Raw genomic sequence first — 22,950 nt, 5'->3', positions numbered from 1 at the left:
TTAAATGGTTTTTTTCAAAAGTTCAGAACGTTTTTCCTCCAGAAGATGCTGTAATTCCGCTTTTTTCGCGGCCAAATCCTGTAAGCGTTCTTCATGCAGGCTTAGACTGTGAGCATACGTCTTTACCCGAATTTTAATCGAACCGCCAGGCTTGTTCGCATCGATATCATGCAATGCCGAATACGGAGTTCCCGCAGTGGAGATGATCGAGTCGATCATCCCGTAGGTAGGAGCGTCATGCCCGCACTTAAAGCTCGACAGATCCAGCACGGCGATATGAGGATGACGCGCGGCGAATTTGGCTGCCCACACCTTTTGTACGCTGTTGGAGCTGAAGTTTTCAGGCCAAACGTCGGTCACTTCAAGCGCATATTCCACCCGCCCGCTTTGCAGGTCGCTCTGGAAAAACCTTCGAAGCCATGCTTCGTCTTTGGGGATCGAGCGCATCGACAAAATGGGATAACCCAATACTTGAAACTCCTCCAATACCCCGTGATTCAGGCCAGGATCGGAGTGGTAGGGACGGCCGATCAGCAGAATGGCGAGTCGGTTGTCCGCTTCCAACTGCTCCAGAATGAGGCGTCCCCTCTCCTGCATTTCGCTATCGAACAGCTCCATCGCCCTCCAGCCTTGCTCGGCGGCAAAATCGCTCTCATCCTCCGTGATCGCAAGACGTTCCCCGAACGCCTCAAACAACTGTTTCTTGAGCAAATTCGGTTCCGTGAACGTTACGGCCGGGTCGAGATAGACAACTCCTTTGGTCTCGAAAAAGTTGACTTCCTTCGTAAACGCTGCCTTGATCACATTAGGCGCGCCGGCTACAATGGGACAGCTGGCCGAATCCATTACGTTATGGAGATGGGTCGGTATATGGGTAATGCACGGAAAGAATATATAGTCAAGCGGCTTTTTCTCATGATGCTTGAACAATAAATTGTGAATATGCGCCTGAGCGACTTTTGAAGGATAGCAAGGATCGATCGATCCGTATTTGCCGCCTTCCTGCCACATTTCCTCGCTTGTGTTGTCGCTGAACACGATGTTCTTCATGCCGATGCCAAGCGTCTCGAGATATGTCCGCCAAAAAGGCGCCGTCGACCAAATGTTCAGTACCTTCGGAATTCCGATGCGAATGCGACTGCGCCGCTCCGCGGCTTCGACGGAGGAACGTTCGAATCCCCGTTTGTATGACGTTTTACGCATTCCAAACCAGCTTCGCTGCAGCCGAACGTCCGTTACCTCCGCGCCGAATTCGGGCAGCGGCTCCGGATCGTAAAAATGCTGGAACATACGTTGCGCTTCATATTCCACCAGATTTGGATAATGTTTCTTTAATTCGAGCCGCTCCTTGGTCAATTTTACGACAGCTGCCTGATCTTCAACCGTTCCCTTCTCGCAGCTGAAGCCGGAGATGTAACGGGCCGTTTGTCCGTCGGGGGTTGTGGAATCGATAAAGGTCCGGCTGCAATGGTTGGGGCAGAAATTGCAGCGGGTAGATTCGTCATTGCGCGACACATAGCTTAGATGAATCGCCGTCTCTAAGCCCAGAAACGTCGAATATCCGCGCCGTTTCACTACACGCAGCGTTTCCGTTGCCGCCCCGATCGCTCCCGCTTCTCCGGGGTGAGGATGAACATATACTTCCGCATCAGGAACCCGTTGTTTAATATAATCGACCTGAGCCTTTACAGCAGCCAAATTATATTGTGTTCCCCCCTGCAGGACGAATTTGCGGCCAAGCTCCGCCATCCGAGGAATCTGTACGACATATTGCCATACATTCTTGGGCAAGACGAGAGCTAAGCCGGCCAGCAATTCCTCCTTGGAATACCCTTCCTTTTGAAAATTAACCCGATCTGCATCAAGAAATACGGCACAGCCGTATGAGAATTTTGGGGAAAGGTCTGCTGCAAACGCCGTATCTGCATACTCCTGAACTGGAATGCCGAATTGATCGGCCATCGCCTGAAGCAGCATTCCGTTTCCGGCGGAGCATTGATTGGATAGCCTGAAGTTGCGGATATCCCCATTTTTCAAAAACAGTACTTTAATATCCTGTCCACCGATATCACAGATGACGTCGATATCTCCGAATTGATTAACGGCACTCATCATATGCGCGACCGTCTCGACGATGTTGACGTCGGCCTTTAACGTTTTCTCTAGCACATCAGCCGCATACCCGGTGGCACCGAAGCCGATAATCTCCAGTTCGGCTCCTTGTTCCTTCACCTTGTCGCGAATTCGCTTCAACATTTCTTTCGTATCTTCGAGCGGATTACCCTTGGATAGCTGATATTCCTTAAGCAATATCTCCCCGTCTTCATCGACGAGAACGGCTTTGGACGAGGTTGATCCGCCGTCCAGGCCAATCACCGCCCTCACCTTCTGCCCGGGCTCAAAGGTTGCCGGCGTAAAATGCGGAATGGTATACGTTCTGCGGAATTGTTCCAGCTCCGTTTCGCCGATGGCCAGCGGCGGGCCCGCTTTTTCACCCAGCTTCGCTTTTCGGCCGTGTGCAATAAATTGCTTCAATCCTTCCAATCCTGTATAAACGCCTACATCGGCCGGTTCATGCAAGCCATACATAACTGCCCCATAGGCAGCGTAGTATTGAGAATTTTCCGGAACGAAAATCAATTCGTCGAGCGGAATATCTTTAGGATAATCATATCCTCGTTCCTGCCAGGTTTGCGGAATGCGCATTCGCCAGCACTCCTGCAAGAACGGCAAGTATGTATTGGGGCCACCGAGAAGCAAAACACGGTGCCGCAGCGTATTTCCGCGGGTCAGCACGGAAAGATTCTGCATCACGATCGCATCCGCCAAAGAACACATGATTTCAGCGGAGGGGATACCGCTTTTCACCAAATTGACGATATCCGTTTCGGCAAAAACGCCACATTTGGCCGCCACATGATGCAATTTCGAATCGTCGAAGTGCAGCTTGCCCACCTCTTCCATTAGCAGTCCTACTTTAATCATACATTTGTCAATGGTAGCGCCGGTTCCGGATGCACACTTATCGTTCATGGATGTCATCGCTTGTTTATTCCCGGTTTCCTCGTTCACTTTAAATATGATGATTTTAGCGTCCTGCCCCCCAAGTTCAATGACACTGCCCACATCCGGATGAAGCTGTTCGACGGCCATTGTAACCGCATTTACTTCCTGAACAAACTTCGCTCCGATATGTTCGGCAATCGGTCCGCTGCCGGATCCTGTTATAAACACACGAATATTTTCCTGCTCGATATCCGGAAATTCGTTGCCGATCGCAACCAGAAGTTCCAAAACCTTTTCCGCTTGTTTCGTATGGTGGCGTTGATAATCCGACCACAATATTTCATGCGATGTCGAATCGACAACGGTTGCTTTAACGGTCGTCGAGCCAACGTCAATACCGATCATTAAACTATCCAACGTTTTCACACTTCCCTCCACTTGATCTCTTTTTCCTAAAACAATCCCAAATAATTTATGTATAAATTAGGTATCTTATACAAACAGCATGTAAATCAGGGACAGAACTCATTAAAGGGGAGAATTAAATCTTGCTTTGGATCATTATGGCTCTCTTATTATTTATCCTTCAAATCATCATCGTTATCATCGTTGAATATCGCCGCCCGGACAAAGCGGTCACTTGGTTAGTCATTATGTTCATACTGCCGCTGGTTGGTTTCCTGATCTATAGCTTTGTAGCGAAAACATATTCTTGTCACCTTCACCGGAGAAAAGAAAACAGCTATTGGGAAGCGTTCAAGGCAAATCTCTTGGATCGAATGGACCGGCATATACCGAGAAATAGGTTTGAGAAGATCCTTCGGCAAGAAAATGCCTTGCTCCAGAACATTCCCTCCGCCCCCCTCACTGCTTACAATGAAACAACGGTTTATGCAGATGGAGGACAGGCGTTTGAAGCGATGCTAAAGTCCATTGCTGCGGCAAAGCATCATATCCACATTGAGTTTTACATCATCCGTGACGATGAGCTCGGCACCCGGTTTGAGCGATTATTGATTCAAAAAGCGCTGGAAGGAATTCAAGTCCGCCTGTTATACGACGGGATCGGCAGTCGCCGATTGGGCAAGGCTTTTTTAAACCGTCTACAATATGCTGGTGTGGAGACCGGATGCTTTTTCCCTCCACAAACAACGTTTCTCGACAAGAGGATCAATTATCGAAATCACCGCAAAATTGTCGTTGTAGATGGCAAAGTTGGTTTTTTCGGCGGCCTGAATATTGGAGATGAATATGTGGGGAAAAGTTCAAAGTTCGGTTATTGGCGGGATACTCATTTTCGCATAAAGGGCGATTCGGTACTATGGATCCAGTTTGCTTTTCTGACCGATTGGTATATGGTTAAAAAACAATTATTAACTGATCCAGTCTACTACCCCTTTCAGGACATACAGGGAAAGGAATTCGTTCAAATCGTCAAAATTGATCCGGATGAGACCATGCTGGAGCTTGTGGTCTCCTTGATCCTTTCAGCGAAAAAACGGGTTTATATCGAGACGCCTTATTTCATTCCCGATCCCAGAGTTCTGTTTGCGATAAAAACCGCAGTCAAGTGCGGGGTCGATGTACGTATCATCATCCCCGGCCTGCCCGATAAAAATCTTGTTTACAATGCGTCTTTGTCCTATGTTCAGGAATTGCTGCAAGCGGGAGTCCGTTTTTTTTACTATAAAAGAGGATTTCTCCATGCCAAAGTGCTCATATCTGATGGCTTGGCTTGTTCTGGCAGCGCTAATATGGATATGCGAAGCTTTTACTACCAATTTGAGATCAATGCGGTCTTTTTTGATGAAGAGGTTGTAAAGCGTCTGGTTCAAGATTTTTATAAGGATCTTAGCGTAAGCCAAGAGGTCATGTTGTCCGAATTCATGGAGCGGCCCAGGATTCAAAAAATGAAAGAAGTCTTCGCCCGACTCCTGTCTCCGTTGTTTTAAGCCTCATTTACTTTCCCCGCGATAAATTCAAAAAACGGGTATGATTTTTTTCTATGAATAATAGCGAGAAGAGGGAGTCATATTAACTTCAAAACTTATTAGAAATGGCGGTGTTCACTGACCTTATGCCTCTTTCTCCGCGATTGTATCATTGGTTTATCCGTCCGCGATGGTTCACAAAAAAATATATTCACGATCACATCAACAGTTACTTTCAATTGAACGATAAAAGTGTTCTCGATTTTGGATCCGGCACTGGCGCAAATTGTTGTGTTTGTCAGCCCGAACTATACCTTGGTCTTGAGCCGGATATTCAGAGAGTTAATTTAGCCAAGCGGCTTTACCCAGACCATAGTTTTATGCAATTTGACAGAACACAAATCCCGATTCAAGATCAATCGATTGACTATATTTTTGTTGTCGCCGTTCTTCATCATTTGCATGATGATCAGATCACATCTTATCTTGTGGAATTTGAAAGGATATTGAAACCCGGAGGACAAGTCATTGTCATGGAGCCTTATTTGTGTAACAAGGCTATTTTTAACAATCGATTTATGCAGTGGTACGATGACGGTGATTATATACGAAGCGAAGATGATTACATGAACTTATTTCAGGCTGGGCGCTTTAAGTGTCAAGTATTGAAAAAGTTCACTAAATGCTTTCTGTACAATGAAATCTTTTTTTCCGCCGAGTTATAACTATGGCCAAACATTTCAACAATATACGAAAGAATTCAAATTAGCAGGCATTTAAAGAATAGCGCGTACCGGTTGAATCTCGGTACGCGCTGGTTTTGTACAATGGATATCCAGGGTCAAATCACATAAAAATATTCCTTTTCCTTTTCTTTTTTCGTTCTTACCCCAAAGGTAAAAGTATCCTGACGGAGTCCTCGCCGCAGCGTTTCAAGAGAAAAAATATCGCCTGGCAAAATATTGCCCAAATTGGCGTTAGGGCCAAATTTGTTCAGAAACAGCACCTGCTGACTCTTTAAAGGCGCTTCCCATATTAATTTATCCGTATCCGTTACAAACTTCAGAACATCGTCCAGTAGATTCAACCGGCATTCGCCATGTTCATCGAAGACGCCGACCCCCATGCCTGTTTCACGAGCCTCAATCGTTAATAGCTCTGCCCCTGCCTTCAGATCAGCCTCAAGCGTATCGGCCAGCACAGCTGCATCTATAAGCGACCCCGATAATTTTTTTCCGTATTCCGTAAAGACCCTCAGGCCATGCTTCTTCCCTTCCCCGATCAATTCCGTACGTTGATCGCGGGAGAGTTCAATCGTACCATCAGATACTTCAACACCATTAAAACCGAGATTGCATATGGTGTTGAAAAATTCCGAAACTACGTCTTGCTGTACAGCCGTCTCTAATAACGTGCCGCCCGGCATAACCGTGACCCCATGCAGTTTGGCCAAGTTGATCTTATAGAGCAGCAGTTCAGTATTATAGAGCGGGGCTGTTCCAAACCCAAATTTTACACAATCGATATAGTTTGAACCTGTTTCCATCAGATCCATAAATGAGTTTCTGCCAAGACCCCTATCGATGACCATCGTATGCCCTCGACTAGTAACATTGCGTGTTTCGCGCGTGCTATCAAGCACAGAGGGTTTGCGAAATCCGCACGGGTCACATAATTCTGTTGGCCAAATTTCATGTAAGGAACTTTTCATCTGGATTCTCCTCAATTCTTTTTGACTTGTCGCTTCATTCCAATGACATAGGCATCATATGCTGAGTTTTCATGTCATGTGCCCATAGCTTTGAAATTTATAGAAGCTATTCAGTCAATTTGAGGAGGAGGCTTGATTAAAAAAAATACAAAACAAAGTGTTCCAAGGGACAGTATGGAAACCGTTATAAAAACCAGGCTATCGGACTGATCCATCATCCAGCCGAATAATGGGGGGCCCGCCGCCACACCTAAAAATCGCAAGCTGTTATATAGGGACGTGATCATACCCCGTTCACTTTTCTGAATCGCACCGGTGATCATCGTATTTAAGCAGGGGAGAAGCAGGCCGGTTCCAACGCTGCTTATCGTTAGCAGCCCGATAAATACATATATATTTTTTAAAAAGAACAAGGTAGCAGCGAGAGAAAGCGTCATGGCAATCAACCCGATATTCATAAGCCAGCGCATTAATTTTCCATTTTTTTTAATCAGGCTTCCCGTTGTATATGAAGTAATGACCATACCTAATAAGGGAATGGCCAGTACCAAACCTTTCATGACTCCATCGATATTGTAAGGCTCCTCCTCAAGAATGTTGGATAGATAAAAAAGCACTCCAAATAATATGAAAAGTCCTAATGAACCTGCGAAAAAGGAAGTGATGAGCCATTTCCCTTTTTCCTTGAATATTTGTCCAATTTTTTTAATGTATTTTGATAATTCGTTCTTTTCGTTCTGTTTCGGTTCTTTTATTAGAAAGATCACTGCTAACAGGGACAAAGCACAAAATACGGGAAAGGCGAAAAATGAGGCATACCAGACAATCAAAACAAGCAGGGAACCGATGATCGGACTAAGAACTTTTCCCGTCCCATTCGATGCCTCGATTAAGCCAAGCGCCTTGCTCTCTGTCCCGCCATTGTATAAATCGCCTACGAGCGCCATGGCAATCGGTGCCGTTCCTGCCGCAGCAATACCCTGAATCGCTCTGGCAGCAATAATAACCGAATAGGAGTCCCATATGGCGCCAAACCCGGCCAAGATTCCGGCTCCCCCATAAATGATCAGGGCGGGCACAATAATGACCTTTCGGCCAAAACGATCGGACAGATAGCCGATAACCGGAATGAAAATTCCTGCAGCCAAAGAAAAAATGGATATGATCAAACTGCTTTGGAATTTACTGATTCCGAGCTCTCTTTGCATTACGGGGAGAACCGGTACCAGCATGGAATTGCCGAAGACAAGCACGATAGGGATCGTGGCAAGAGCAATAAACTCCCAGATGCGCCCTTTTGAGCCGTTACCTGATTTTGTCGAAGTTCCCTTTGATTTCGGAGGTTCCGTCAGTTCTATATCGCTCTGGAAGCTAATATTCAGCTTTCGCGATTTTGTTTTTTCCATTTGTGATAGCTCCCCTGACTTGAAATGTTCGGTTATTATTTGCAAAATACAAAATAAGTATTCTTTTTATTAGCTTAGGAACGGATGTGCTTAAGAATTTCTAATGTACCGGGGAGAAGCACCTCTTTCAATAAGGCCAATATACTGTTATAAAACATCGCATTATGCTGGCTGAAAGGGATGTTAAATGACTATAAAGATTATACAGGGGCACAACCATACACTCGGAGCTTCAAAAATTAATGTCATCATTGATGTCATCCGGGCTTTTACTGTAGCGCATTATGCTTTTATTAAGGGGGTACAGGGAATCATTCTGGCAGGAACTTTGGATGAAGCTTTTCGTTTAAAAAAGCAATTCCCGGAGTTTATGTTAGCGGGAGAGATCCGAGGTCTTCCGATTGCCGGGTTTGATCTGGACAATTCGCCCGTACGTTTGCAAAATGCAGATCTTCGGGGGAAATTCCTGATTCAGAAGACAACCAACGGAGTAAAAGCAACCTTAAACTCATTAAATGCAGACCATATATTTGTTACGGGTTTCACAAATGCAAGAACGACAGCGGAGTTTATACGGAATAAATTATTGAAAGAAGACACCGCCATATCTATTCATTTAATTGCTTCACACCCATCCGGGGATGATGACCTGGCATGCGCGCAATATATATCAGAGATCTTACAGAATTCAAACCGTATATCGGCTGATGAAACGATCGAGCGAATTCGAAAGTCTGAAGTAGCCAAGAAATTTTACGATCCCGCGAAACCGGACTTTTTACAGGAGGACATTGCGTTTTGCACCCGAGAGCTGTCCGCTGAATTTGTTATGAAAGTGAATTATAAGGACGAACTTCCGCTTATTGAGAAGCTACAGGTGCAGTAATTAAATATTTATTAGCTTTAAGCTATCAATGCACCCATTGCCAAAAAAACCAGCCGCTATGAAGGCTGGTTTTTATTGTTCCGCCTTTCTGTTTGTACATACAGGACTCACTTTTTGCGCCAAGCAGGATAGAAGATCGACTTCAAACCAGGGAACTGATGGAACCAGTTGATAATCCGGGTAGACAGCCACTGGCAAACAACGGCAAGAATAATAATTTTCCAGTCAATGACATATGCAGTGAGGGCAAATATAAATCCGTTCATCCAGAACAACGAAGTGCCAGGATTGATTCTTTTGTATTTGTAGATCGCCAAAGCTACATAACCGATTCCTCCGTTGGATACCCGCTGCTTGATCAGGATCGCGACGGCGGTTCCGAGAATGACCGAACCGAACAACAAATCGATCCATACGTTCGAAAAAGGAGGATCAACGAACACCTCGAAAAAATTGACGGATACGGAAGTTACCGTGATGACAAACACGGTTCCAAACGCGCTGATCCTGCCCAGATAATTGACCGTGAACACAAGAAAAATAGTATTAGCAAACCATAACCCGAAGCCCATCGGCAAACCGAACGCATGATTCAAAAGGACAGCGATTCCTGCCCCTCCTCCGGAGGGAATGGCATGAGGAAACAGAAAAACAGCCATGGCGAATCCCTGCATGACGGAGCCGGCAGTGATCAGGAAAAATTTCTTTATTACACGGCGATAGAAGAGTGTCTTGTTTCGGTTGGGTATGAACGGCAAGTTCATATGGAATCAATCATCCTTCATAGATTGGAGTGACAAGCCAGTCCTGCTTTCTTATTGTATGCTTGTCACTGAAAGGGGAGACCAAGATATCATTAGAAAGGATACTGCTATGAAAATTGACTTGGGGAGGCAAATTTCTCATAATATATTGTGACACAATCAGTATGAGGTGCAGAGCTATGTCGGATGATTCAAGAGGCAGCAGATCAAGGCAGCGACATCATTGTCCTCCCGGAATAGGGGAGATACAGGACTGTATTATACTCAAGACGCAAAGGGGAAGATATGGTGAAAAAAGTCATACTTAATGCCAAGGTCATCACACCAAAAGAATTAACTCTGCCGTCAACTATTTGGATTGAAGATGGACAGATTCAAAAAATTGAGGCTCAGGATTATCCGAAGATACCTGATGATTATCAAATTATTGATGCCAAGGGGCAGCTATTAATACCCGGAATGATCGATGTGCATATTCACGGCGCGAATGGCTTTGATATGATGGACGGGACTGAAGAGAGCATCCTCGAAGTTTCTAAAACTTGCGCAAAAACGGGCTGTACGTCCTTCCTCGTTACATCTGTTACCTCTTCAATGGAAGATTTGCTTCAAATGATCCATAATGTAAAACAAGTAATGGGCAATGAGCCCGGAGCTAAAATAGAGGGTATTCATCTAGAAGGGCCATATTTAAATGTAAAACGAAAAGGTATGCAAAATGAGAATTTCTTGCGACATCCGAATATGGAGGAAATGGAAATCATCCTCAAAGAAGCCGGTTCGCTAATCAAAATGGTTACAATCGCACCTGAGTTGCCGGGCGGAATTGAAATGGTGGAATTTCTTAAAGAGAAAGGCATCATTGTTTCTATTGCCCATTCCGATGCTACGTATGAGGAGGCAAAGAATGCATTTTCCAAAGGGGCGAGCCATATTACTCATTGTTTTAACGGTATGCGTCCCATTCATCACCGAGATCCCGGACTGATTGTAGCTGCTTTTGAGGAACCTCATGTAAGTCTTCAAGCCATCGTCGACCATGTTCACTTGCATCCGGCTGTTATTCGCCTCATGCACCGTATTAAGGGCGCTGAAGGTGTTGTTTTGATTACCGATGCGCTGCAGGCCATGTATATGGGTGATGGTGAATATGAATTTGGCGGTCATCAGGTGACCGTGTCCGATGGTATAGCAAGGCTGGCCAATGGAACACTGGCATCGAGTACAGTTACGATGAATGAAGCATTACGAAATACTGTGGATTGCGGAATTCCGCTGCGAGATGCGGTTTATATGGCCTCTACGGCACCGGCAAATATTTTAGGACTTGAAAATAAAGGTAGAATATTACCTGGAGCAGATGCCGATTTAGTATTGGTCGATTCTGAATATAATGTAATATGGACCATGATAAGTGGTCATCAATTGTTCACTTGAATTCGGGTGACGACAACTGAGCTAACTCTTGTTCCCAAAGCAAAAACACCTCCAAGGTTGTCTCCATATCTTACGACATGGCTGCATTCTCTTGGAGGTGTTTTAATTTGTCTCACGCTATGGGGTCAGTCCCCCCGATTTTTGCTTTCTTATATCATCTTTTTAATCTCATCCTTAATGGATTCCGCCTGCGGTCCAAAGACGACCTGAACCGCTCCTTGACCAAGACGCATTACGCCGGATGCGCCAAGCTTTTTCAGTTCGGAGTCCTTCACTACTTTTTCATCCTTCACGATCAGGCGAAGGCGGGTTATACAAGCGTCGATGCTTACGATGTTCTCAGCTCCGCCAATGTTCGCAAGCACTTTCGCAGCTTTTGATTCTTTGGAGACTTCTGCCGAGCCTGCACCTGCGCCAGCGTCCGTATCCGTACCTGCAGAAAGCTCATCCTCCCCATCATCCTCGCGTCCCGGAGTTTTCAGGTTCAACTTCACGATTAGAATCCGGAAGAGGAGGTAGTAAAGTACGCCGAAGGCCAAGCCAACCGGAATGAGCAGCCATGCGTTCGTGGACAGCTTCATATTCACCAGGTAGTCAATCAAGCCAGCAGAGAACGCGAAGCCTAAATGCACATCCAGCAAGTACATGATGAGCCCAGAAAGACCCGTCAAAATCGCATGAACCACATATAATACCGGGGCAACGAACATGAATGCGAACTCAAGCGGTTCGGTAATCCCCGTCAAAAACGAAGCCAGGGCTGAACCCATAAAGATTGAACCAACGAATTTACGCTGGGATGGCTTTGCGGTGTGAATAATGGCCAGGGCCGCCGCAGGCATCGCAAACATCATGATCGGGAAGAATCCGGACATGAACATTCCAGCCGTCGGATCCCCTGCAAAGAAGCGCCACAGGTCACCGTGAACGACTTCCCCAGATGCGTTAGTGAAATCACCGATCTGGAACCAAGCGATAGAATTCAACACATGATGCAGACCTAGAGGAATCAAAAGGCGGTTGGCTGTCCCGAATACGAAGGATCCGATGCCTCCGAGCCCTACAACCCAGTTACCAAATGCGGCAATCGCATCTTGAACCGGGCTCCACACCATACCGATCAGAACCGCAAGCACCATCGTGGAGGCAGCGGTAATAATCGGCACGAATCGTTTGCCCGCAAAGAAACCGAGCCAATCCGGAAGCTTGATATTGTGGTACCTGTTATACAGGAAAGCTGACCATAGGCCGACAAAGAAACCACCCAGTACACCCATATTCAGCTTCACATCATCCGGTATAAACGGCATTTGCAGCGGAACTTGCGCAAGTACTTTCGTAAGCACCATATATCCGATAAATGCTGATAAAGCCGCAACAGCGTCTCCAGCGAAACCGATCGCAACGCCGATTGCAAAGATAAAAGGCAGATTGTCTAGAATAGCAAGGGCACCGGAGGTCATAAACGGAGTGACAAATTGATTCAGGAAACCTCCGAGAGCTCCTAATGGTATATCTTTTTGATAGTCGATCAATCCAAGCCCTTGCAAGATACCTGCCGCAGGCAATGTAGCGACCGGCAGCATGAGAGACTTACCCAGCCTTTGCAATTTCGCCAGCATATCCATCATCCTTTCGATTTCAATAAAATTAGCATTACTCTAGCATTATTCTGAAAACGTTTACAATATGTACCGAGTAAACATCGGCTTTCTACCCTACTCCCCAGTAACGAAAAGCCCCTTCGATCCTCCTCCTTACGAGTTTCTCTTATTCATCGTTTTAAAGGCGCATGGTTTTGGGGGTGCCTTTGAGGATGTCCATAAAAAAAAGCCAAGAAGAACGACAACTACAGCAACATAGTTATGCATCTTCCTGGCTCATGCCCACATTTCATGGTAACACGCCTTAAAACGTATTCATTTGTTGTTGTTATCTTAATTCAGACCTACCGTATTGTCAATAACAAAAAATAACTTTCTAGGATTTAAGACTGATACTCAGGACGAAATCCCTACCTGCAGTAACATTTCCGGTATGTCCTTCAACCTCCGAGGCCAGCTCATCGGCATTGGTTACGATAATCGGCGTGACGATAGGGTAGCCGGCTGCCTTAATGGCCTCGATATCGAATTCAATAAGCGTTTGGCCGGCTTTAACCGAATCCCCTACTTCCACATGGCTCGTGAAGCCTTTTCCTTTTAAACCTACGGTATTGATGCCGATATGAAACAGGTACTGAAGACCAGTTGCGTTGTCCTCCATCATAACGGCATGTTTGGTATTGATGACATGGGCAACCGTACCGTCAAAAGGAGCGACCAGCCGCCCTTCGGACGGTTCAATAGCGACTCCCCGGCCCATGTATCCTCCGGCAAATGCCTCATCCGGCACCTCGGATAGTGGTACCGCTTTACCGGTTAAGGGAGATTGAACCTCAACCTCTTTCTTGGATTTCTTTTTAAAGCGTTCAAACATTTATGATTCCTCCTTGGTTCGCTGCTGCTTGTTTTGTGTCCGTCCTCGAAATAAACGGTATAGATGCATGGCGAGAAAACAAACCTCTGCCTCCGGCACAAGCTTGCCCAAATCCTGCTCCATTTCCTCGGCCAGTCGGCCCGCAAGCTGATACTCTCGTATGAACTGGCTTTTAATCTGTTCCGCGAACGGGTTATCTACATTCACGGATTGATTCAAGATCCGGTCTACCGAGAAACGCAGATGCATCAAAAGCCGGACGTGATCCATACTACCGTTTTCAAAAGCAATGCCGCGTTCCCGCTCTATGATTTCGACAAGCCGGCCTACCATATTGGATGCCTTAACCAATTGCCCTATTGGGACATGGCTGACGGCAGAATAAACGTGATAAGTCAGAAAACCCACTTCATCATCAGGCACTTCGATATCAAACGCCTGACCAATCATGTCCGCTGCCTTCAATGCAATTTCATATTCCTTGGGAAAGCTGATCTTCGTCTCCTCAAGAAACGGATTAATGATGTCCATGCCTTTTCGAATCCGATAAATCGTAAATTGGATGTGACTCGGAAGCGCAAGGTATACTTTATCATTCAGCTTTCCCGGAAATTCTTTAGTGATACTATTCAGAATTTCATCGGTTATTTCCAGTACCTTTGGATCAAAGTCCTCCAGCAGACGGTACTCGTTCCACTGCTCCCGATCCTCGAGCTTGAACAGCTTCTCGATGCGGGGATCATCCGCTGTGATTATTCCGGCTACTTTCGTTCCAAAGCCGATTCCTTTGCCAAGTATTACATATTCAAGCTCTTTTTTCCCGCCGCCGTGAACCATAACCACATTGTTGCCGATGACCCGAATGACTTTAAACGTCTCCGCCCCATTCATCTACATCCCCCCCTTCTTATAAGCTTAAACTGTTTTTGGCAAAAGGGTTAGCAAAAAAATAAAAAGCCAAGAAGAAACCTCCGAAAAACAAAGGCTTCCTCTTGGCTCATGCCCGAAACGGTAACACGCCACCACGAAGTGGTTTATAAAGCATATGATAAAGCAATTGAAGATAAGCGTCAACATTTGGGGACACTATTACACACTTCTATTTACCGACGCAGCATTCTGTTCTGACTGATTTGTCTGAGAAAAGGATTTTCGGTTCACCCAGCCTACAATGACAGCGAGACCGCTAATTGCAGCAGCAATGATATAGACAGTCGCTATCCCGAATGAATCAGCTAATACACTCATCATCAAAAGAGATAAACCATAAATTAAACTAAGAACAACATATTGGGCACTAAAAACTTTAGGCAATATGCTATTATCAACACTCCTCTGCATAATTGTCCTTCGGCATATATTTGCCAGTTCTGTCAGAGGGCCCGTAAATAATACAATACACAATGTAAGAAATGCATTGGAATTTACAGCATACAATACTGTAACAATGACATACCCTAGCGTTCCACCAAGCATACATAGTACGATTTTCTTTTCAATCTGCTTAACAAGTGAAATTAATATTAATCCCCCGATTACTGCACCTGCGAAATAACTTGCGTTGATATATCCCCACCACTGTTCATCCTTATTTAATACTTCTAACACAAACATTAAAATAAATGGGCCAGCCCATACGGCCCCCCCGAATTGTTCTGTTGCATCCATAAACAGGAGTGAGCGAAGACGCGCAGATTTCCATAAGGCGACCCAGCCCTCCTTCATTTCTTTCCAATGAGAGTCTGTAAGCTCACTTTTTTCTTTACTATAACTTCGTAAATCCCATAAGTGTTTTCTCGGAGGCTCAGTAGGGTCGTCAATGAATAAAGTAATAAAGGCGGTAATACCATAACAAAGGGAAATAATCGCGAGCATATAATGAGGGCCAATGATCATGAGCATGATTCCCCCTAATGCCCACCCCCCAAATTGAACGACTTGGTCGGTAATAGAAATAATTCCATTTGCCTTCAATAAAGCATTATTATCAACTAATCTCGGTATCAAAGCATTTCTTGAAGGCATTGTCCATCCATCAAGAAAAGCTAAAGTGAATACAAATGCAAGAATGATAAATATATTAAGATTTTCCTTCGAGGCAGTTACATAAGCATACAGAAGGATAAATATTAAAAACTGGCTCATTTGAGATAACAAGATTAGTGAGGGCAGTCGGAATCTTACAATCATAAGTGGAGCAAAAAAGCCACTAATCAAACGTGATATAACTACAAAGAAAGGGATAAGCGTTGTAACAATGATTGAACCGCTTTCCTTTAATATCAACATAGTTAATGCTAGCGTATATAATAAATCCGCGATATTGGATAACGTTTGACTCCCCCATAAATAATAAAAAGACTTTTTCATTTAAAGCTCCCTTTTTTTGGACTTATCTCTTTTCTAATACCCAACTGCTCTTCATACGTATGAATCAACGAAGCGCTATCTGGATTATGTTTCTTTAACGTCTTGTTAACCGCGTTCTCACTTTGAACCGCATAACAGTATACACAGTTAAACTTACAAGTATTGTAGACCCCCATATCCACTGATTCCGTACATAGACAGGCACCGCGTTGATTTTTATCTTTACGATAGTTTATGTTCAAATTAAAAAGCCGCGAAATGAGATTTGCATCTATACAACTCCCATGTGAAATGCCACAATGATCAAGATCTAAGGCTTCGGCACAAGTTTCAACCCGAATCTGATTTTTTGCACCTATTTCACTTATTACATTTGCGAAATGTTCCAGTTCTTCTTTATATTCAGGTAATGTAATATCTGAAACAATAATCTGGTGATCCTTTTCAAGCTTTTCTATTTTTTTCTCGGTTTTATTGTAAAAATCCATGAAGCTGATCACTAACTTATGCGTATATCCTTTGAACTGACTGGCTAAACTGTTCAATTTATCTATATGATAGGAAATCGGCGTAATATTACTAATCAGAATGGGGTCATAGCGCCAAACCAGCTTGTCCGCTCCAATCTGACGACTTAATGTTTGAAATATGTCAATCCTCTTCTCAATGGATGGAACGTAAGGCTCCAGAGCTTTGGGATAATCGTTTAATGTAAATTGAAAGTAATAGTGATAACCCTTCTCATCTAGGGTTTTTAAGTGTTTTATAAATGGCTGTGGATTTTTAGTCCAGAAGACAATGGCATCAATATCCTCGGACTTCAGGCTAAATCCGCTGACTTGATTCGGGTTAAACGGATTGACTCTATAAAAGTATCCTTCCTCTATTCGCTTCATAAACCAATCTCCGAAAAAAGCCGGTATATCTGTTCTTCTGCTGGCACTTATGATCATTATGACTACTCCTTGTTACCATAAATTTAAGTTTGGATCCTTAACTTTAATTTTATTGAATAAGCCTGGAAATATGATTCTCCCTAAATAGACAAACTTAGGCCACGTAAAATCCAGTTTTATGGATCGTAAATAATAACCCAAAGCATCTTGCTTATATAGCTTTCTGTTTAAATATCCAAGGGTGAACAATTTGTCAGCAATTGACTCATTAATTAAACTTACCACTTCTGTATGATTATTATCCCTTCTAAATTTGTTAAACATATCTCTGCCTTGTGTTCTGACCTTTATTTTACAAAGCTCGATCTTTGTCATCTTATCCAATGTGCTTCTATCTGTTGACAACATATCTACATTAATATTTTTACGGTCTAAGAAGGCATAGATATTGTCATCGCCATGATGATAAATAAAATGATAATCTCTAATAAAACAAACTTTAAAGTCAATAAAAACTCTTAGCAAGAAGTCTGTATCCTCGCAAGCCATCAAGTCCTCATCAAATCCTCCTACCTGATCAATAACACTCTTATCGATTACTACTGTGTTAATATGATAAAAGTAAAAATACTCCAATATAGCATATTCAAAAAAACGCTCGTCAAAAAAATAATATTGGTCTTTAATTCTAGGTTTCAATTCATCAACCGTTTTTTGAAAGTAATTAATTCCTTCATAAATTGAAATGAGATGTAAACCATCCTTAAAGTGCCATCTTTGTTTCGTCAAAACATGTATTCGACAGAAAGTAGAAGAACTAGAGGTAAGTATAACTAAGGAGAAATGACCTAATATGCCGAAACTACGAGGTGCTTTCAGAAGTGAATGTCAAAAAAATACCAAGTATAGCAGGAAAGGGAAGCGCTTTCATTCGAGTGTAAAGAATTAACAGGGTAATGTGTGAATATAATTCTGCACTGCAATATGTCTAGTATTTAAATTAATATAGATACCACTACCCGAGGATACAACAAAGCCCTTATATAGCAAGAGAAGTAAGTTAATCAAAAGTTATTCAATATAATACATACATTACCATATTTGTTTCTAAACACAATATTCAAGTGATCATTTTCACTAATTTGTAAATTTTGTTCGAACTTGATATAAGCTTAACTTAATAGTGAATAGCAGAAGAATAAAAATTGAGGAAATTGAGAAAGACGTGACCGGACTGAACGTTCCTAACGCTCAAGATTCCAGTACACGTCTAACGATTACAAAGACATGCCGCCGAAGCGATTATTACGATTTATTTCAAATAAATCCGGATAGCTTCTACTTTCCCATTTCGGACTTCATGCGCCAGTTCACCGCCAATGACACTGCCTGTGATGTCGGCTGCCCTGCCGTTCTTCTTCACCAGCTGCATTCGTTCAACAACGGCCTTATCCGGGCCGAACGTATCCGCCTTTCGTGAATTATGATAGGTCACCTTCGTGCTGCCCAGGAACTGGAAGGTAACTTCCCCTTGTTCATCGAACAGCCAGCCTGGCAATGTCGGCTCGAAGGCAAGCTGGAGTTGGCCGTCCTTAACGCTAAACGTCTTGCTTCCCATCATCATTTTAATCCACATACTAATAAACTCCGCGGTCGATCCGCTCAGTCGGGCTACAAAGCCGCGTCCGTGCACATGGGGATCCGGGTTGACACTTGTAGCGATAAATGACGAATTCTCCAGCGTGCTCCGACCATATACCTCAGGATCAAGGAACGGAATCAAGGACGTCTTTATTTCCGCAAAAAACTGCTCGTAAAGCCCGCTCTTCAGCAGCGCCAGCAAATATTTATAGCTCATGTGGAGGAACACGGATTCCCGCTCCAGCCAGCCCGGCGTAAACGCTCGAATCCGGCCGATCTCCTGGGATTCGCCATCCAGGCTCACCGAGGTTTTGTACATTTGGATTTGCTTGTCGTAAAGATCGCTTTGCCGGATCAGCTCGTAGACTTCCTTCGCTTGGTCTTTATCATCTATCGTCTTCAGCCAACGTGTAGGCCCTTCGAGGAAATGCGGCAAAGGCTTCGCTTCAAACTTCTTCACAATAACCTTCGGCAGACCGTAGCCGCTAATGACAGGCTTGCCCTGTGCATCCGTAACCGACTCGTATTCCACTGCATCAAAGACGAAATATGTCGGCGTCAGACCCTCGCCCAATTGAATAGCGCGCTTGATGCCTTGATCGATCTTGCCCAGCATTTGCTTATATAATTGCCCAAGCTCACCGAGAGATATCTGCTCCAGCTCACCACTAATCCCAAAACGGATCTCATCCCGATACTGCTCTCGAGCCGAGGCCACTTGATCCCAATATTCGAACTGTTCAAGCTGGCCATCCAAATTACGCTGCAATAGCTGGCTCACCTGTGCAAACAGCCGGTGCATTTCACAAGGAAGCCCAACCTTCTGATCGCCGTACGCCTCGCTCGCCTCAATCACCAGGTTTACGATTCGCTTCAGCTCGAACGTCTCGCTCATCCCTGAGCCGAACAATCCCGGCAGACCGTTCATCGCATCGTTCCAGCCCGGCTTGTCGCCTTCCATTTCCACGCCCATGCCGTAAGGATCAAGCGTCGCGAATTTGTTCAATGACAACGAAATCAGCTTAACGAATAAATTTGTCCGAAATACCTCGCCCTCTCCATGCTTCGTCTTCAGCCAATTGGTATCGTTAAGGGACAGACCGAGCTTCTGCATCTTCTCCTCATCATGCTCCAGCGCTCCGTATTGACGTACTTTATCTCCATTGATGACGTATTTCTCGCTTCGCGGAAGCACCCGGGCCGGGCTGTCGAAGAACGTATATACCTCTTCCCCGAACAGCAATTCCTCCTTGCGATCCGGGAAAATATCCAGATATCCATCGACCAGATCCATATTGTATGTCCAGTGATCCGACCAGTATCCTTCGCGGAAAGCAGCCTCGATATTTTGTTCCGATAGGGACAGGATGCCTGTCAGGATCTCTTCCTCGCTTCGTTTCAAGCCTGCGTCCCTGTCTGCAAGTAAGGAAATGACTTTACCCGGCGTATACTTGCCAAGGCAAAGGCCTAGCAATTTCTCCACAAGCTGCGGATTCGATACCGAAGACTCTACCCACTCTTGCAATTCTGTCGCCTGCTTCTCCGGTACGGTAAAGCTCGTTCCTTCAACGCCTAGCGGATTGTAGCCATCAGCCTGAATCAGGCTGAAGAAAGTAACGATGTTAAATGTACCGACCCGCGGGTTGAAATAGATGTCATTTCGGCGATTCTGATTCGCATCCCGAAAGTTCCCGTTCCCCTGGGAATAATATTCCGGCTCAATCGAGAAAAAATTGTAATCTCGCTCCAGGTCGCCGTGCTTGCGGGAATACAAGTGGATGACAAACCCATCCCGGCCGTTCTCGAATAGAAAAGGATAGCCGCCCCGCAGGAAGTTATCCAAATAGCTCTGGCGGCAGTAGGCATCAAATAGAGGTGCCGACGTCCGCGTGGCGATATCCTCGGTCAGCTGTTCCGTCAGTCGGCCGGCTTCCTCCTGCTTGGCGGCAATATAGGTCGGAGAAGCAATCGCAGGAGCTTTCCCATTCAAGCGCTCCACACTATCAATATGACCGATAATCGTATGCAGCGTGGTCGTCTCACCAGGCGCCAATTGCGCGGTTATTCCCGTAAAACCGCAAGGCACCTTGTTCGTGCAATACTCCGGCTCTGCCATCAGCTCAGCCAGGGAATATTCCGCAAAGCGGTCTGGATAGGCCAGGGACGTGTTATCGCCAAATATGACCTGGAAGTCGACAATCGGCTTCACAATCCCGCCGTCCTGACCAAAGGAAAGATAGAAGTGTCCGCTCTGGACCTCGCTGACCTCGGCGCTGTCGCTCGTACTAGAACGTACACGATAATAAGGAATGCTATTGTCCAAATTGTACACTTCCATCCAGCTCCGCAGCAGATTCCCTACTTCCTTGTACCCTGCGTTCTCCACCCCGTAAGGAAGAATTTCCGGCAGACCATCCAGCAGCTCCAGCTTCATCGGGTGCCCCGAAATATTCGTTATCTCCACTTTCCGCACCAAAGCAGCATAATCATCATTCGGCACTTGAAAATAAGTAACCCTTACTGCAACTCCCTGCTCCTTATTCACTTCCTCGATCCCGATTTCATTCGGCAGGATCACCATTTTCCGCTCCGCCGCAGCATCTGGAGCCGCGCTCTGGAAAGGCTCATAAATTCCCTGAGTACCTTCCCGTTTAATAAAGGTTCTGAAGCCCTTGGATGACACCGATTGGTAAGTGATGCTCGCTGGAGAGAACTCCATTATCGGGCTGTTCTTATCACGAATACCGAAGCTGCAAACCGCTTGCCCGCGATTGACGTAGAATGTCCACATCGGTATCCCCTTTAGACCTGCCAAGCCGGGGAGGAAGCTTGAGAAGGGCTTTGCCTTATCAAACTGCTTGATGACGAAGGCGCTTCGATCAAATGAATAGTTAGACATGCTGTTACCTCCAATAAAAATTTTGTGCTCATGCGTCAGATTAAAAAGATATTTTCCCTCATTAAAGGATCGAAACCGGTTTCGATTTATTTCGAAAAACAAGCCGGCCCATAAAGCAGGCTGCTACAATGGGCGGCATGATTCGCGGATGACCAGTTCGACTGGAAGCATATCGCGCTGTAATTCTTTATGTCCTTCTATCGAATAGATTAACATGTTCGCGGCCCTGCTGCCAAGTCCGTAAGTGTTCTGGCGGATTGTCGTCAGGGCGGGCGTTAAATATTTTGCCATTTCAATATCGTCAAATCCTATAACAGAGATGTCTTCGGGAACGGATACGCCATGCTCTTTCATCGCAATCATCGCGCCGACAGCCAGATTGTCCCCTGCCGCAAATACGGCTGTAGGTCTATCTGCCAATTGCAGCAGCTGCTCCATCGCCCTCCGTCCGCTCTCCACGGCAAAATCATAGCTCCCTTGGACGATGAATTCGGGCCGGGCCGATAATCCCCGACGCTGCATCGCTTCCGTAAATCCTTGCAGCCGCTGCTCGCCGGCAAAGGAATGTCCGCCGCCGATATGGGCGATGGAACGATGTCCGAGCGAATATAAAAAGTCGACGGCAAGCTCGCTGCCCAGAATGTTATCGGAATAGATCGTGCTTGCATGCTCCGAATCCGAGTCCAATATAACACAGGGAATATTCGCTTCTACCAGCTCGTGGAAATAAGGGTCCGTATAATCCGGCACAATCACGACAATTCCGTCAACGCCGCGTATTTTACAATGCTCCAAATACCCGCTCGGCTTGCCTCCGATATCCTTCGTAATGAACAACAGGTCATAGCCCTTGGAGGTAGCTACCTTCTTGAATCCTTCAATAACGCCGCCAAAATAAGGATGCAGTATTCCGGCTCCCGACGATTCATTGAATAATACGCCGATCGTCCAGGAACGCTTGGTCGTCAGAGACCGGGCATGGGCATTCGGGACATACCCCAGCTGCTGTGCCGCCTCTAATATTTTGCGGCGCGTCTTCTGGCTAACATCTGAATAACCATTAAAAACCTTGGACACCGTAGTCGGTGAAAAGCCCGTTAACTTGGCAATATCATAAATCGTAGTCAAATCGTTCCTCATCTCCTGATACATTCATCCGAGCAGGTCTCATACGGGGTCAAGCAAATTGTAGTCGCCACTACCGCATCAAGTCAACTATAAATGTGATAATTCAATTGTTTCAACCTAAGCCATGACGTTTAAAAATTACACAAGCAGCATTAGATCCCTTTTTTCCGACTTTGAGAGAATAAGGAGGTAATGTTCATGTATGAGCCTCGTGACCGTAATGAAGTGAGCAATGTTGACGTAGAAAGAAGAGATATTCAGCAAAAATCCGAGCCAAGTATGGTTGCTTCGACTTTCATTAAATATGCCGCGTATATTATTATATTCTTCGGCTTTTTGTACTTCCTTGTTAAATACGTTTTCCCTAAGTTCTGATTGATCCGAATATATACGCATA

At 45.1% G+C, this 22,950-nt stretch carries 17 protein-coding genes; 5 read left to right on the top strand and 12 right to left on the bottom strand.

Annotation, left to right across the window (positions count from 1 at the left end; genetic code table 11):
- Entirely contained in the window at positions 1-3,411 is a 3,411-nt protein-coding gene (locus tag ACE3MQ_RS17705; protein ID WP_379395120.1) for a BadF/BadG/BcrA/BcrD ATPase family protein, read from the bottom strand.
- A 143-nt stretch (positions 3,412-3,554) separates the two neighbouring features.
- On the opposite strand from ACE3MQ_RS17705, the gene cls reads away from it, so the two are divergent.
- Complete coding sequence (gene cls, locus ACE3MQ_RS17700) at positions 3,555-4,958, top strand: cardiolipin synthase (RefSeq protein ID WP_379395005.1); 1,404 nt, start codon at positions 3,555-3,557, stop codon at positions 4,956-4,958.
- A gap of 104 nt (positions 4,959-5,062) precedes the next feature.
- Positions 5,063-5,662, top strand: coding sequence for a class I SAM-dependent methyltransferase (locus tag ACE3MQ_RS17695; protein ID WP_379395003.1), 600 nt, complete (start codon positions 5,063-5,065; stop codon positions 5,660-5,662).
- Between the two features lie 116 nt (positions 5,663-5,778).
- On the opposite strand, the gene comA is transcribed toward ACE3MQ_RS17695, so the two are convergent.
- Positions 5,779-6,648, bottom strand: coding sequence for a phosphosulfolactate synthase (comA, locus tag ACE3MQ_RS17690; protein ID WP_379395001.1), 870 nt, complete (start codon positions 6,646-6,648; stop codon positions 5,779-5,781).
- 110 nt (positions 6,649-6,758) lie between these two features.
- Positions 6,759-8,054, bottom strand: coding sequence for an MFS transporter (locus ACE3MQ_RS17685; protein WP_379394999.1), 1,296 nt, complete (start codon positions 8,052-8,054; stop codon positions 6,759-6,761).
- Between the two features lie 187 nt (positions 8,055-8,241).
- On the opposite strand from ACE3MQ_RS17685, the gene ACE3MQ_RS17680 reads away from it, so the two are divergent.
- Complete coding sequence (locus tag ACE3MQ_RS17680; protein ID WP_379394997.1) at positions 8,242-8,940, top strand: 2-phosphosulfolactate phosphatase; 699 nt, start codon at positions 8,242-8,244, stop codon at positions 8,938-8,940.
- 107 nt (positions 8,941-9,047) lie between these two features.
- Here ACE3MQ_RS17680 and ACE3MQ_RS17675 read toward each other — a convergent pair whose 3' ends face one another.
- Positions 9,048-9,704 (bottom strand): YitT family protein, encoded by a 657-nt coding sequence (locus tag ACE3MQ_RS17675; protein ID WP_379394995.1) that lies wholly within the window; start codon positions 9,702-9,704, stop codon positions 9,048-9,050.
- Positions 9,705-9,989: 285 nt separating this feature from the next.
- Here ACE3MQ_RS17675 and nagA point away from each other — a divergent pair, with 285 nt between their 5' ends.
- On the top strand, positions 9,990-11,141 hold the full coding sequence (gene nagA / locus ACE3MQ_RS17670; RefSeq protein ID WP_379394993.1) for an N-acetylglucosamine-6-phosphate deacetylase: 1,152 nt from the start codon (positions 9,990-9,992) through the stop codon (positions 11,139-11,141).
- A gap of 149 nt (positions 11,142-11,290) precedes the next feature.
- Here nagA and nagE read toward each other — a convergent pair whose 3' ends face one another.
- The 8 genes from nagE to ACE3MQ_RS17630 all read right to left on the bottom strand — a co-directional run bounded on the left by nagE (position 11,291) and on the right by ACE3MQ_RS17630 (position 22,553).
- The gene (gene nagE / locus ACE3MQ_RS17665) at positions 11,291-12,763 is read right to left on the bottom strand and encodes an N-acetylglucosamine-specific PTS transporter subunit IIBC (RefSeq protein ID WP_379394991.1); all 1,473 of its coding nucleotides are present in this window, start codon (positions 12,761-12,763) and stop codon (positions 11,291-11,293) included.
- Positions 12,764-13,121: 358 nt separating this feature from the next.
- Complete coding sequence (locus tag ACE3MQ_RS17660) at positions 13,122-13,619, bottom strand: PTS sugar transporter subunit IIA (protein WP_379394989.1); 498 nt, start codon at positions 13,617-13,619, stop codon at positions 13,122-13,124.
- Positions 13,620-14,510: a PRD domain-containing protein gene (locus tag ACE3MQ_RS17655; RefSeq protein ID WP_379394987.1), complete on the bottom strand. Its 891-nt coding sequence runs from the start codon at positions 14,508-14,510 to the stop codon at positions 13,620-13,622.
- Between the two features lie 198 nt (positions 14,511-14,708).
- Positions 14,709-15,989: an MFS transporter gene (locus ACE3MQ_RS17650; RefSeq protein ID WP_379394985.1), complete on the bottom strand. Its 1,281-nt coding sequence runs from the start codon at positions 15,987-15,989 to the stop codon at positions 14,709-14,711.
- On the bottom strand, positions 15,986-16,942 hold the full coding sequence (locus ACE3MQ_RS17645; protein WP_379394983.1) for a DUF1848 domain-containing protein: 957 nt from the start codon (positions 16,940-16,942) through the stop codon (positions 15,986-15,988). The genes ACE3MQ_RS17650 and ACE3MQ_RS17645 overlap by 4 nt, the downstream gene beginning before the upstream one ends.
- A gap of 15 nt (positions 16,943-16,957) precedes the next feature.
- On the bottom strand, positions 16,958-17,674 hold the full coding sequence (locus ACE3MQ_RS17640) for a glycosyltransferase family 2 protein (protein WP_379394982.1): 717 nt from the start codon (positions 17,672-17,674) through the stop codon (positions 16,958-16,960).
- A 523-nt stretch (positions 17,675-18,197) separates the two neighbouring features.
- Entirely contained in the window at positions 18,198-21,425 is a 3,228-nt protein-coding gene (locus ACE3MQ_RS17635; RefSeq protein ID WP_379394981.1) for a cellobiose phosphorylase, read from the bottom strand.
- 123 nt (positions 21,426-21,548) lie between these two features.
- Complete coding sequence (locus ACE3MQ_RS17630) at positions 21,549-22,553, bottom strand: LacI family DNA-binding transcriptional regulator (RefSeq protein ID WP_379394979.1); 1,005 nt, start codon at positions 22,551-22,553, stop codon at positions 21,549-21,551.
- A gap of 198 nt (positions 22,554-22,751) precedes the next feature.
- Here ACE3MQ_RS17630 and ACE3MQ_RS17625 point away from each other — a divergent pair, with 198 nt between their 5' ends.
- Positions 22,752-22,928, top strand: coding sequence for a hypothetical protein (locus tag ACE3MQ_RS17625; protein ID WP_379394977.1), 177 nt, complete (start codon positions 22,752-22,754; stop codon positions 22,926-22,928).
- Positions 22,929-22,950 lie beyond the last annotated feature (22 nt).

This window comes from Paenibacillus lentus (genome assembly GCF_042714055.1).
Classification (GTDB): domain Bacteria; phylum Bacillota; class Bacilli; order Paenibacillales; family Paenibacillaceae; genus Fontibacillus; species Fontibacillus lentus_A.
Note: the sequence above shows the minus strand (reverse complement) of the source record. Positions and strands in the feature narration are given on the sequence as shown.

Excerpts from the sequence above, each read along its gene's own strand:
- ACE3MQ_RS17675 (WP_379394995.1), bottom strand. The coding sequence starts at position 9,704 with ATGAACTTGCCGTTCATACCCAACCGAAACAAGACACTCTTCTATCGC.
- nagE (WP_379394991.1), bottom strand. The coding sequence starts at position 12,763 with ATGCTGGCGAAATTGCAAAGGCTGGGTAAGTCTCTCATGCTGCCGGTC.
- ACE3MQ_RS17705 (WP_379395120.1), bottom strand. The coding sequence starts at position 3,411 with ATGATCGGTATTGACGTTGGCTCGACGACCGTTAAAGCAACCGTTGTC.
- ACE3MQ_RS17655 (WP_379394987.1), bottom strand. The coding sequence starts at position 14,510 with ATGAATGGGGCGGAGACGTTTAAAGTCATTCGGGTCATCGGCAACAAT.
- ACE3MQ_RS17635 (WP_379394981.1), bottom strand. The coding sequence starts at position 21,425 with ATGTCTAACTATTCATTTGATCGAAGCGCCTTCGTCATCAAGCAGTTT.
- nagA (WP_379394993.1), top strand. The coding sequence starts at position 9,990 with ATGGTGAAAAAAGTCATACTTAATGCCAAGGTCATCACACCAAAAGAA.
- ACE3MQ_RS17650 (WP_379394985.1), bottom strand. The coding sequence starts at position 15,989 with ATGAAAAAGTCTTTTTATTATTTATGGGGGAGTCAAACGTTATCCAAT.
- ACE3MQ_RS17685 (WP_379394999.1), bottom strand. The coding sequence starts at position 8,054 with ATGGAAAAAACAAAATCGCGAAAGCTGAATATTAGCTTCCAGAGCGAT.
- comA (WP_379395001.1), bottom strand. The coding sequence starts at position 6,648 with ATGAAAAGTTCCTTACATGAAATTTGGCCAACAGAATTATGTGACCCG.
- ACE3MQ_RS17625 (WP_379394977.1), top strand. The coding sequence starts at position 22,752 with ATGTATGAGCCTCGTGACCGTAATGAAGTGAGCAATGTTGACGTAGAA.
- ACE3MQ_RS17695 (WP_379395003.1), top strand. The coding sequence starts at position 5,063 with ATGGCGGTGTTCACTGACCTTATGCCTCTTTCTCCGCGATTGTATCAT.
- ACE3MQ_RS17680 (WP_379394997.1), top strand. The coding sequence starts at position 8,242 with ATGACTATAAAGATTATACAGGGGCACAACCATACACTCGGAGCTTCA.
- ACE3MQ_RS17645 (WP_379394983.1), bottom strand. The coding sequence starts at position 16,942 with ATGATCATAAGTGCCAGCAGAAGAACAGATATACCGGCTTTTTTCGGA.
- ACE3MQ_RS17660 (WP_379394989.1), bottom strand. The coding sequence starts at position 13,619 with ATGTTTGAACGCTTTAAAAAGAAATCCAAGAAAGAGGTTGAGGTTCAA.